Below are 10,641 nucleotides of genomic sequence, written 5' to 3'. Positions count from 1 at the left end.
CCTCCTGCAGGAGCTCGACCGGATGGAATTCCACGTCTACGAGACCGGCGAGACCATCCGCGCGCGGCACCGACCGATCGTCATCATCACCTCCAACAACGAGAAGGAGCTGCCGGACGCCTTCCTGCGGCGCTGCTTCTTCCACTACATCCGCTTCCCCGACGCCGAGACACTGTCGAAGATCGTCGAGGTGCATCATCCGGGTATCAAGCCCGCGCTCCTGACGACCGCGCTCACGCAGTTCTTCGCGATCCGCGATCAGCAGGGGCTCAAGAAGAAGCCCTCCACGTCCGAGATGCTCGACTGGCTCAAGCTGCTTCTTGCCGAGGACCTTTCCGCCGAGGATCTCAAGGCCGACCCTTCCTCCGCCCTGCCCCGGCTCCACGGCGCGCTGCTGAAGAACGAACAGGATGTGCATCTCTTCGAGCGGCTGGCCTTCATGGCGCGTGGCGGGCGATAGCGCCGCAAACGCCCCGGGCTGACAACGGTTCCCGCGCCGCCCTCGGCAGACGCATTTGCGGCGCTGTCGATTGTGTCCGCGGTGCGCTCCGCGGTATCCGCAGATATGCTTCTAATTTGCCTCATGTTTCTGGCATTTCTCGTCGGCCTCTCCGTCCTGGCGACCGGCATCGACGATGTCGTTGTGCCTGTACCGCGACGGGGCCGCGGCGTGCCCGGCTCCCGACCGGCACCGCAGGGGTGATTTCGCCCCGCTGCCCAAACTCCGCCACATTGCGTCACTAGACCTGCCACAAAGCACGTAGATGCGAGCGGGCAGAAATGGATTCGGAAACAGTTGATCTGCGCGAAATCGCGGATGACGATCGCGCGGATTGGGCCGCGCTCTGGGAAGGCTATCTGCAGTTTTATGGCACGATCCTTCCGGCAGAGACCTACGAGGCGACCTTCGCCGCCCTGACCGACCCTTCGACAGCGCATGTCGGAGGACGTCTCGCGTTGATCGGCGACACACCTGTCGGCCTCGTGCATTTCTTCCACCATCCGCACATGTGGCGGCCCGAGGGCATCGTCTACCTGCAGGACCTCTTCACGCTTCCCGAAGCGCGAGGCCGCGGCGTCGCCCGTCGCCTGATCGAGGCGGTCTATGAGCAGGCCGATGCCTGGGACAGCCCGCGCGTATACTGGATGACCCAGGAGACGAACTATGCCGGCCGGATGCTCTACGACCGTGTCGGGCGGCAGACGGGCTACATCAAATACGAGCGCGCCGTCTGATGCTGCGCCCCTTCGCGACCCTCGCCCTCATGGTCCTCACGGCTTGCGCGCCGACGACGACCGACCCGCAGGCTACCCGCGCCACCGTCGCCTCGGTGACCGAGGCCCTGCCGGAGATGCGCCGCTTCAGCGGGCGGCCCGCGCTCCCGATCCCGGTGCAGCCGAACGGCCAGCTCGCCCGCGACTTCATGGCGCTCACCTTCCAGCTCGAGACGGGGCGCCAGATCGACACCTTCACCCGCTTCGAGGGTCCGATCACCGTGGCCGTCGAGAATGCGAGCGGCAGCGCCCTGCCGCCGACGCTGCAGCCCGACCTCAACGATCTGATTTCCCGCTTGCGCTCGGAAGCGAGGATCGACATCTCCCGCGCCGGCCCGGACGAGATGGGTTCGATCACGATCTCCGCTCTCTCCCGCGCGACGCTGCAGCGGGTCGTGCCGGGGGCCGCCTGCTTCGTCGTTCCCCGCGTCTCGGGCTGGCGCGACTACCTGTCGAAACGCTTCGGTCCGGCGACCGACTGGACGACCCTGCGCACGAGAACGCGGGCAACCGTCTTCCTGCCGGTGGACGTCAGCCCGCAGGAGATCCGCGACTGCCTGCACGAGGAGGTCGCGCAGGCACTAGGGCCCCTGAACGACCTCTATCGCCTGCCGCATTCCGTCTTCAACGACGACAACATGCATGTCGTGCTGACGGCCTACGACATGATGATCCTGCGCGCGACCTACCACCCCGGCCTGACGTCCGGCCTGTCACAGGCGCAGGTCGCCCAGCGGCTGCCCGCGATCCTCGCCAACGTGAACCCGCGCGGGCGCACCGCCGATCGCGGGGCCATCGACGAGGGGCATCCGGCCTGGTCGAAGGCCATGCAGGGCGCGCTCTCGCCGACCGGCAGCAACGCCGCCCGCCTGACCCACGCCAAGAACGCCGTGACGCTCGCGCAGGCGCAGGGCTGGCGCGACGAGCGGCTCGCGGTCTCGCACCTCGCGCTCGGGCGCGCGGCCATCGCGACCGAGACCGACATCGCCCTCGCCGCCTTCCTCGAAGCGCAGGCGCTCTTCAAACGCAGCCCGGGCGACGGCATCCAGACCGCGCAGGTCGCCCTCCAACTCGCGGCCTTCGCGCTCTCCTCGGGGCAGGCCGAGGCCGCGCTCGGCATCCTCGACCGCGCGATCCCCGCGGCCGACGGCGCGCAGAACGCATCGCTTCTCGCCACGCTCCTCCTCCTGCGCGCCGAAGCCGCCGCCCTGCAGGGCGCGTCGGCCGAGGCCGCGCGCATCCGGCGCGAGGGCCTGGCCTGGGGCCGCTATGCCTGGGGCGACCGCGCGCTCGCGTCGCGGGCGGCGGAGGTTGCGAGCCTGCGGCCCGGGGCGTAAGTCCTTCCCATGCTACCGATCATCACTGCCACCGCGGGGGCCCTCCTCGGAGCCCTCTTCGCCCGCTCCCGCAAGGGCAACGGCTTCGACATCGCCCAATACGCCGCGGTCTGGGCCGTTATGGGCTTCATCCTCGGGGTGATCGCCATCATCATCGTGCCCCGCCTCTAGATGTTCCTGCGCTTCTTCGAGACCCTGCGCGGTGCCGGTGTCCCGGTTTCGCTGCGCGAGCATCTGGCGTTTCTCGAAGGGCTGACGGCCGGGCTCGTCACCTACGACGTCGAGGGGTTCTACTATCTCGCGCGCACCGCACTCGTGAAGGACGAACGCCACATCGACCGCTTCGACCGCGCCTTCGCGGCCAGCTTCGAAGGGCTCGAGAACATCTCCACCGCCGACATCCTCCGCGCCGTCGACCTGCCGGCCGACTGGCTCGAAAAGCAGGCCGAAAAGCATCTGACGCCGGAAGAACGCGCCGAGATCGAGGCGCTTGGCGGCTTCGACAAGCTGATGGAGACCCTGAAGGAGCGCCTGAAGGAACAGCAGGGCCGTCACCAGGGCGGGTCCAAATGGATCGGCACCGCCGGCACCTCGCCCTTCGGGGCCTACGGCTACAATCCAGAGGGCGTGCGCATCGGGCAGGACCGGTCGCGTCATCAGCGCGCGGTCAAGGTCTGGGACAAGCGCGAGTTCCGCAACCTCGACGACACGGTCGAGCTCGGGACGCGCAACATCAAGGTCGCCCTGAAACGTCTGCGCGCCTGGGCCCGCGACGGCGCGGCCGAGGAGCTGGACCTCGACGACACGATCCGCTCGACCGCCAAGGCGGGCTATCTCGACGTGAAGACCCGGCCGGAGCGGCGCAACGCGGTGAAGGTTCTGCTCTTCCTCGACGTGGGCGGTTCGATGGACCCGCATATCAAGGTCGTCGAGGAGCTCTTCTCGGCCGCTCGCTCCGAGTTCCGAACGCTGGAGCATTTCTACTTCCACAACTGCCTCTACGAAGGGGTCTGGAAGGACAACCGCCGCCGCTGGAACGCCGTCACGCCCACGCAGGACGTGTTCAACACCTACGGCCCCGACTACCGCTGCATCTTCGTCGGCGATGCCTCCATGTCGCCCTACGAGATCGCCTATGCCGGCGGCGCGAACGAGCACTGGAACGAGGAGCCGGGCCAGGTCTGGCTGGAGCGTGCTCGGGAGAAGTGGGCCTCCAACCTCTGGATCAACCCCCTGCCCCGCCCGCATTGGGATCACACCCACTCCGTGCGCATGATCCGCGAGATCTTCGAGGACCGGATGGTGCCGATGACGCTCGAGGGCCTGAGTGCGGGGATGCGGATGCTCACACGCTGAACGATCCGTCGCAACGGAGTATTTGAGGCAGGAAGAGGCCGGGATGCCGCACTGGACGGCCGCCGCCGCACCTCCCATATCCAGTGCATGATCAAGGCCCCCGTCATCCTTCTGGCCGTGCTCTACGGCCTCGTCGTCTGGTTCTTCTCGGCCTGGCGGCTGAAGGCGCAGATGGATGCGACCTCAACGCCGCTCGACCATCCCGCCCTCGAAGCGGAGCTGGAGCGGCTGGCCGACGTGCTGGAGCTGGACCGCATCATCGTGAACGTCCACGAGGTCGAGCCGGTCAATGGCCTTGCCGCGCCGGACGGGCGCATCTTCCTGACACGCGGGTTTCTGAACAAATACGACGCCGGTGAGGTGACGGCCCCGGAACTCGCCAGCGTCGTCGCCCATGAGCTCGGCCACGTCGCGCTCGGCCATTCCCGCCGCCGGCTCATCGACTTCAGCGGGCAGAACGCGATCCGGGTCGTGCTGGCGGGGATTCTTGGGCGGATCCTGCCGGGGATCGGACCGCTCGTGGTCAACGCCCTGACATCACTCGTCGCGGCGCGCCTGTCCCGGCGTGACGAATACGAGGCCGATGCCTACGCCAGCGCCCTGCTCGTCAAGGCGGGCATCGGAACGGAGCCCCAGAAGGCGCTCTTCACCAAGCTCGGCGCATTGACGGGAATGCGCGGCCGGGGCGCGCCGGCATGGCTGATGAGCCATCCGAAGGCCGCCGACCGGATCGCCGCGATCGAAGCGAACGAGGCGAAATGGGGCCTGAGACCGCCCCCGTCCTGAACCATTCCCGCGTCTTTACCTGCCTCCCCCGATCGGGCAGACCGCGGGGATGACACCGGATATCCTCTGCATCGGCTCCGTCCTCTGGGACATCATCGGCCGGTCGAACGCGCATATGCAGAAGGGCTCCGACGTGCCCGGCCGCATCACGCGCATCCCGGGCGGCGTGGCGCTCAACATCGCCATGGCGGCGCGGGCCTACGGGCTCAGCCCCGCGCTCCTCTCGGTGGTCGGGCGGGACGCGGAGGGCGACGAGCTCATCGCCGCGCTCGACCGGCTGGGCCTCATCACGAACACGATCTACCGATCCGATGACCTGCCGACGGACGTCTACATGGCGGTCGAGGGCGGCAACGGCCTGATCGCGGCGATCGCCGACGCCCACTCGCTCGAGGCGGCGGGCGACAAGATCCTGCGGCCGCTCGACGACCTCGGCTTCGACGGCCCGATCGTGGTCGACGGCAACCTCACGCAGGATCTCCTGGCGCGGATCGCCCGCGACGCGCGGTTCGCAGGTGCGGACCTGCGCATCGCCCCGGCCTCGCCCGGCAAGGCAGAACGGCTCCTGCCCTTCCTCGATCACGGCTCGGCGACCCTTTACGTCAACCTGGAGGAGGCCGGACTCCTCCTCCATGCGCCACAGCCCGACGCGCGCACGGCGGCCGAGGCCCTGCGGGCGCGGGGCCTTCACCGTGCCCTCGTCACCGACGGGCCGAACCTCGCCGCCTGCGCGCACGCGGGCGGTACCGTCGCCCATCAGCCGCGCAGTGTGATGGTCACCCGCGTCACCGGGGCGGGCGATACCTTCATGGCCGCCCATATCGCCGCCGAGGCCGGAGGCGCAGGCACCGACGCGGCCCTCGCGCGCGCCCTGGAGGCGGCTGCGACCTACGTGTCGGGCGACACCTATTGATCCCGGTCCTGCGCGTCGCCCGGGCCTCCGCCGACTTCGACGGCGTGCTGCGCTTCTATCGCGACGGCCTCGGCTTCGATGTGCTGGCCGACTTCACGGACCACGCAGGCTTCGACGGACTGATTCTCGGCCACCCCGCGGCCCCCTGGCACCTCGAGTTCACGCGCCACGCGGACCACCCGGCCCCGCCGCCGCCCGGGCCCGAGAGCCTCCTCGTCCTCTATCTGCCCGATCCGCGGGCATGGCAGGCGGCGGTCGACCGAATTGAAGGCACCGGCATCGCGCCCGTCGCGGCCCTCAACCCCTACTGGGACAGATGCGGCCGCACCTACGCGGACCCGGAGGGCCGGCGCGTGGTGTTGCAGCGGGCGGACTGGACGACCTGACGCCCGTCGCCCGCGCTTGTCCCCGCTGCGCGTGGGGCTTATGTCCTGTCGGAACACGACTAAAGACGCTGCATGCAACTTGGCGACGAACAGCCGCCGCGCCCGCCCCGGGCCGGCTTCCTCGCGCGGATCAGGAACAACTTCCTGACCGGCCTGATCGTGATCGCTCCGATCGGGCTGACGTTCTGGCTGATCTGGTCGGTGATCGGCTGGTTCGACGGTTGGGTTCTGCCCTTCATCCCGCTGAGCTACCGGCCCGACATCTGGCTCCTTCAGCGGTTCGGCCTCGACCTCGACATCCGCGGCATCGGTGTCGGCATCTTTCTGCTCTTCACGTTGCTCGTGGGGATGCTCGCCAAGGGTCTGATCGGCCGGTCGATCCTGCGGTGGGCCGAGAACCTCGTGCAAACCATGCCGGTCGTCCGCTCGGTCTACTCGGGCCTCAAGCAGATCGCCGAGACGATCCTGGCGCAGGACCAGAGCAGCTTCGAGAAAGCCTGCCTCGTCGAATACCCGCGCAAGGGCATCTGGGCGATCGGCTTCGTCTCGACGACGGCCAAGGGCGAGATCGCGACACGTGCCGCGATGCCGATGGTCTCGGTCTTCCTGCCGACGACGCCGAACCCGACATCGGGCTTCCTGCTCTTCGTGCCGTCCGAGGACGTCGTGGAACTCGAGATGTCGGTCGAGGATGCGGCCAAGCTCGTGATCTCGGCCGGTCTGGTCTATCCCGGCAACCGCGCGCCCGAAGACATGCCTCCGGGCGCGACGGTGGTGAACTGATCCGCCTCAGCGCCGGCCGATCACCGCATCGTCCAAGTAGCAATAGGTCCAGATCTCGCGCGGCTCGGCCGAGGTGATGATCGGATGATCCTCGCCCTCCGCATGCGCGCGGGCGTGCCGGTTCGGGCTGTCGTCGCAGCAGAGCACCGCACCGCAGGTCCGGCATTGCCGCAGGTGAAGCCACCTGCTGCCACTCTCGGCACAGGCGGCGCAAACCAGATCCGCCTTCTCCGCCTCCGCGAGCGCCGGGACGGCGATCCGATCTCGGTGCGCGCAGGCGCTCACGTCTCGGACGTGCCGCGGATCTCGCCGTCGTGGACATGTTCGAGGTGCGCCTGCAGGCGCGGCGGCAGTGTTTCGGGCTTCAACAGCACCTTCCCGTCGTGCGCCGAGGCGATCTGCTCGGCGGTGATGACGATGTCGCCGTAGCCCTCGATATAGACGACCAGCTGCTTCGCCTGCACCTTGCGAACGGCCCCGAACCCGACGGCCCCCTCCTCGGTGAACACCTCGTCGTCGATCTCGATGGTTGCGAGAGACATGTCATCCTCCGTCGATTGCATTCGTCCCAGCAAACGACGGAATGATCCGACTGTCCATGCACTTCACCGGCGATGAGGGCTTCAACCGAGCGCCGCCACCCGCGCCGCGAAATCCTCGCCGCGTTTCTCGAAGCTGTCGTACTGATCGAAGCTCGCCGCCGCCGGGGCGAGAAGGACGACGTCGCCCGCCTCCGCCTCCGCCGCAGCGCGGGCGACGGCGGTGGCCATGTCGGTGCAGATCTCGCTCTCGACCCCCGGCCCGAGGTCGAGCGCGAAGGCCTCCGCCTCCCGCCCGATGACGTAGGCCTTGGCGACGTGTCCCAGATGCGGATGCAGGGCCGCAAGCCCGCCCTCCTTCTGCAAGCCGCCGCAAATCCAGCGGATGCGCTTGAAGGCCTGCAGCGCCTGCACGGCGGCATCGACGTTCGTGGCCTTCGAGTCGTTGACGAAGATCACGCCGTCCCGCTCGGCGATGCGCTGGCTCCGGTGGGGCAGACCGGGGTAGCTGCGCAGGCCCGCCTCGATCTCGCGCGGCGAGAGGCCGAGCGCGCGCGCCGCAGCCCAGGCGCAGCAGGCGTTCTGATGGTTGTGCGTACCTGGCAGCCCCGGGATGTCGCGCAGATCCACGCTCGCCACCTGCCGCCCCTTGCGATGCTCGGCAAGCCAGCCCTTGCGCGCGGTCACGAGCCACCCCGGCCCCGAGAGCTTGCCCGTCGCCACCCGGATCACACGATCGTCGACCGGTGCCTCCTGCAGCTGGTTGGCGAGGAACCGGCCCTCGTCCTCGTCGACGCCGATAATCGCGCGGTCCGGCCCGCCTTCGGCGAAGAGACGGCGTTTCGCCGCGAAATAGCCACCGAACCCCGCGTGACGGTCGAGGTGATCGGGCGTCAGGTTGGTAAATACGCAAATGTCGGGCGTCAGGCTGCGCGCGAGTTCGGTCTGGTAGCTCGACAGCTCCAGCACGACGATGTCCGCCTCGCCCGGCGCATCGAGGTCGAGCACACCGCGCCCGATGTTGCCCGCCAGATGCGCCGTCTTGCCCGCGGTCGTCAGGACGTGATGCAGGAGCGCCGAGGTCGTCGACTTGCCGTTCGATCCGGTGATGCAGACGGTCCGCGGGGCCTCGGGCCCAAGCGACCGGAAGAAGAGGCCGATGTCGTTGTCGACAGCGACGCCCGCGTCCCAGGCGGCACGGATCGCCGGATGCGGAGCCGGATAGAGGTGGGGAATGCCGGGCGACGTGACGAGCGTGACGACGCCGTCGAGCGCGCCCGCTTTCGTCAGGTCGCGCACCTCGAAACCCTCGGCCTCCGCCGCATCGCGCCCCTTCGCGCCGTCGTCCCAGGCGAGGACAGTCGCGCCGCCCGCGCGCAACGCCCGGGCCGCCGTCAACCCCGAGCGTCCGAGGCCCAGGACGGCGACCATCGCGCCGGTGAAGCCGCGCACGGGGATCATTCGGCGCACCCGTCGAGCCAGACGTCCCCGTGCCCGGTCGGCGCGCAGTCTCCGGCCCAGAGCCGCGCGATCCGGCCGTCGCGCTCGGCCAGCGCTTCGGGGTCGTCGCCAAGCGCGGCCGGCGCGATCAGGCGCGCGACGAGGGCGCGGAAATCTGCGTCGTCGAGGGCCGCCGGCGTGGCACCATGGGCCCGCTCCGCCGCGGACCAGAAGCCGACGGTCCAGCCCTTCTCCTCCGGTCCCTCGATCCGGCCCATCTCGACCGTCTCGAGCCAGAGCGCGCCGATCTCCTCCTTTGTCATCCCGGTCTCGTAACCGAGCGCGAGGCCCGTCTGCCGCAGCTTGGACCAGCCCGGGCGAAAGTCTTCGAAGCCGACCCGCTTGGCGAGCGACTGCGTGACCGTCGTGATGCCCGCGCCGGGCGTGGTGAAGTCGATGCCCGAATGCTGCTCGAACCCCGGATCCTGTACGGCGAGCAGCTTGTCCCACCGGCCCGGCCCGAGGTCGTTCGGCCCCTGTCCGGCCCGGATCAGCGCCTGCGCGCTCTGCGCCAGCTGCGGGGCCGCGCGCTTGCCCGCCAGATAGCCCGAGACGACCGGCCAGGCGATGATCGCCACCGCCAGCAAGACTGCCAGCGCCCCGAACCGCGCCGCCCGCGTGCCAAGCCGGACGGGCGGCCGCGCCGTCCTCGTCCGCCAGGCGAGGTAGCGGCGGACGACCATCACCGGACCTTCAAGGTGGCGAGACCGATCAGGGCGAGGATGAGCGCGATGATCCAGAAGCGGATCACCACCTGCGGCTCGGCCCAGCCCTTCTTCTCGAAGTGGTGATGGATCGGAGCCATGAGGAAGACGCGCTTACCCGTCGACTTGAAGTAGAGCACCTGGATGATGACCGAGAGGGCCTCGACCACGAAGAGGCCGCCGATCACCGCCCACACGAGTTCGTGCTTCGTCACCACGGCGATCGTCCCGAGCGCCCCGCCGAGTGCGAGGGAGCCCGTATCGCCCATGAAGACGGCTGCGGGCGGCGCGTTGTACCACAGGAACCCGAGGCCCCCGCCGATGAGCCCGGCGGCGAAGATCAGCAATTCGCCCGTGCCCGGCACGTAATGCACGTCGAGATAGTCGGTGAAGTCCACCCGCCCGACCGCATAGGCGATGACGCCCAGCGTGCCGGCGGCGATCATCACCGGCATGATCGCGAGACCGTCGAGACCGTCGGTCAGGTTCACCGCGTTCGCGGATCCCACGATGACGATCATCACGAAGGGGATGTAGATATAGCTCATGTTCAGGAGCACGTCCTTGAAGACGGGAACCGCAAGCTGCGCCTGAAGCTCCTCCGGATGCACGTAGATCGCCACGCCCCCGGCGACCGCCGCGATCACGAAGCCGAGGAGGAGGCGCACGCGACCGGGCACCCCCCGCGCGTTGCCGGCGCTCACCTTGGCGAAGTCGTCGATGAAGCCGATCGCGCCGAAGCTGATCGTGACGCCCAGGACGAGCCAGATATAGGGGTTGTCGAGCCGCCCGAAGAGGAGCGTCGCCACGCTGACCGCTCCGAGGATGAGCACGCCGCCCATCGTGGGCGTGCCGGCCTTGGCGAAATGGCTTTCGGGGCCATCGTCGCGGATCGGCTGTCCCTTGCCCTGCCGCTTGCGGAGCAGATTGATGAGCGGACGGCCGAAGATGAAGCCGAAGATCAGCGCGGTGAAGAACGCCCCGCCGGCGCGGACGGTGATGTAGTTGAACAGGTTGAAGACATCGCCGCCGTCAGAAAAGTTCGTCAGCCAGTAGAGCATG

14 protein-coding genes (1 of these 14 running past the window's edge) are annotated in these 10,641 nt (G+C 68.7%); 9 read left to right on the top strand and 5 right to left on the bottom strand.

Annotated elements, in window-relative coordinates; genetic code table 11:
* The 9 genes from HSX43_RS14465 to HSX43_RS14425 form a co-directional block, all read left to right on the top strand.
* Positions 1-460: the 3' portion of an AAA family ATPase gene (locus HSX43_RS14465; RefSeq protein WP_179380858.1), read on the top strand. Its footprint begins 380 nt before the window's first position; the window shows 460 of its 840 coding nt (coding positions 381-840); the start codon falls outside the window, past its left edge; the stop codon is at positions 458-460.
* A gap of 320 nt (positions 461-780) precedes the next feature.
* Positions 781-1,236 carry a GNAT family N-acetyltransferase gene (locus tag HSX43_RS14460; protein ID WP_179380857.1) on the top strand — a complete coding sequence of 152 codons (456 nt, stop codon included), beginning with the start codon at positions 781-783 and terminating at the stop codon, positions 1,234-1,236.
* Positions 1,236-2,612 carry a DUF2927 domain-containing protein gene (locus HSX43_RS14455; protein ID WP_235962669.1) on the top strand — a complete coding sequence of 459 codons (1,377 nt, stop codon included), beginning with the start codon at positions 1,236-1,238 and terminating at the stop codon, positions 2,610-2,612. Before HSX43_RS14460 ends, HSX43_RS14455 begins: the two co-directional genes overlap by 1 nt.
* 9 nt (positions 2,613-2,621) lie before the next feature.
* Entirely contained in the window at positions 2,622-2,783 is a 162-nt protein-coding gene (locus HSX43_RS14450) for an apolipoprotein acyltransferase (protein ID WP_179380856.1), read from the top strand.
* Positions 2,784-3,968 carry a vWA domain-containing protein gene (locus HSX43_RS14445; protein WP_179380855.1) on the top strand — a complete coding sequence of 395 codons (1,185 nt, stop codon included), beginning with the start codon at positions 2,784-2,786 and terminating at the stop codon, positions 3,966-3,968. It begins immediately after the preceding gene.
* Positions 3,969-4,055: 87 nt separating this feature from the next.
* Positions 4,056-4,754: a M48 family metallopeptidase gene (locus HSX43_RS14440; RefSeq protein ID WP_179380854.1), complete on the top strand. Its 699-nt coding sequence runs from the start codon at positions 4,056-4,058 to the stop codon at positions 4,752-4,754.
* 49 nt (positions 4,755-4,803) lie between these two features.
* Positions 4,804-5,667 carry a PfkB family carbohydrate kinase gene (locus HSX43_RS14435; protein ID WP_179380853.1) on the top strand — a complete coding sequence of 288 codons (864 nt, stop codon included), beginning with the start codon at positions 4,804-4,806 and terminating at the stop codon, positions 5,665-5,667.
* Positions 5,664-6,053 (top strand): VOC family protein, encoded by a 390-nt coding sequence (locus HSX43_RS14430; RefSeq protein ID WP_179380852.1) that lies wholly within the window; start codon positions 5,664-5,666, stop codon positions 6,051-6,053. Before HSX43_RS14435 ends, HSX43_RS14430 begins: the two co-directional genes overlap by 4 nt.
* Before the next feature lie 72 nt (positions 6,054-6,125).
* Entirely contained in the window at positions 6,126-6,836 is a 711-nt protein-coding gene (locus HSX43_RS14425) for a DUF502 domain-containing protein (protein ID WP_179380851.1), read from the top strand.
* A 6-nt stretch (positions 6,837-6,842) separates the two neighbouring features.
* On the opposite strand, the gene HSX43_RS19675 is transcribed toward HSX43_RS14425, so the two are convergent.
* From HSX43_RS19675 to mraY, 5 genes are all read right to left on the bottom strand, one after another.
* Positions 6,843-7,121, bottom strand: coding sequence for a UBP-type zinc finger domain-containing protein (locus HSX43_RS19675; RefSeq protein ID WP_208454616.1), 279 nt, complete (start codon positions 7,119-7,121; stop codon positions 6,843-6,845).
* The gene (locus tag HSX43_RS14415) at positions 7,118-7,378 is read right to left on the bottom strand and encodes a hypothetical protein (RefSeq protein WP_179380850.1); all 261 of its coding nucleotides are present in this window, start codon (positions 7,376-7,378) and stop codon (positions 7,118-7,120) included. Before HSX43_RS14415 ends, HSX43_RS19675 begins: the two co-directional genes overlap by 4 nt.
* Before the next feature lie 81 nt (positions 7,379-7,459).
* On the bottom strand, positions 7,460-8,836 hold the full coding sequence (murD, locus tag HSX43_RS14410; RefSeq protein WP_179380849.1) for a UDP-N-acetylmuramoyl-L-alanine--D-glutamate ligase: 1,377 nt from the start codon (positions 8,834-8,836) through the stop codon (positions 7,460-7,462).
* On the bottom strand, positions 8,833-9,558 hold the full coding sequence (locus tag HSX43_RS14405; protein WP_179380848.1) for a transglycosylase domain-containing protein: 726 nt from the start codon (positions 9,556-9,558) through the stop codon (positions 8,833-8,835). Before HSX43_RS14405 ends, murD begins: the two co-directional genes overlap by 4 nt.
* Positions 9,558-10,640, bottom strand: coding sequence for a phospho-N-acetylmuramoyl-pentapeptide-transferase (mraY, locus tag HSX43_RS14400; RefSeq protein ID WP_179380847.1), 1,083 nt, complete (start codon positions 10,638-10,640; stop codon positions 9,558-9,560). The genes HSX43_RS14405 and mraY overlap by 1 nt, the downstream gene beginning before the upstream one ends.
* Position 10,641 lies beyond the last annotated feature (1 nt).

The organism is Jannaschia marina (assembly GCF_013404595.1).
Taxonomy (GTDB): domain Bacteria; phylum Pseudomonadota; class Alphaproteobacteria; order Rhodobacterales; family Rhodobacteraceae; genus Jannaschia; species Jannaschia marina.
This window is presented reverse-complemented; position numbering and strand designations above follow the sequence as displayed.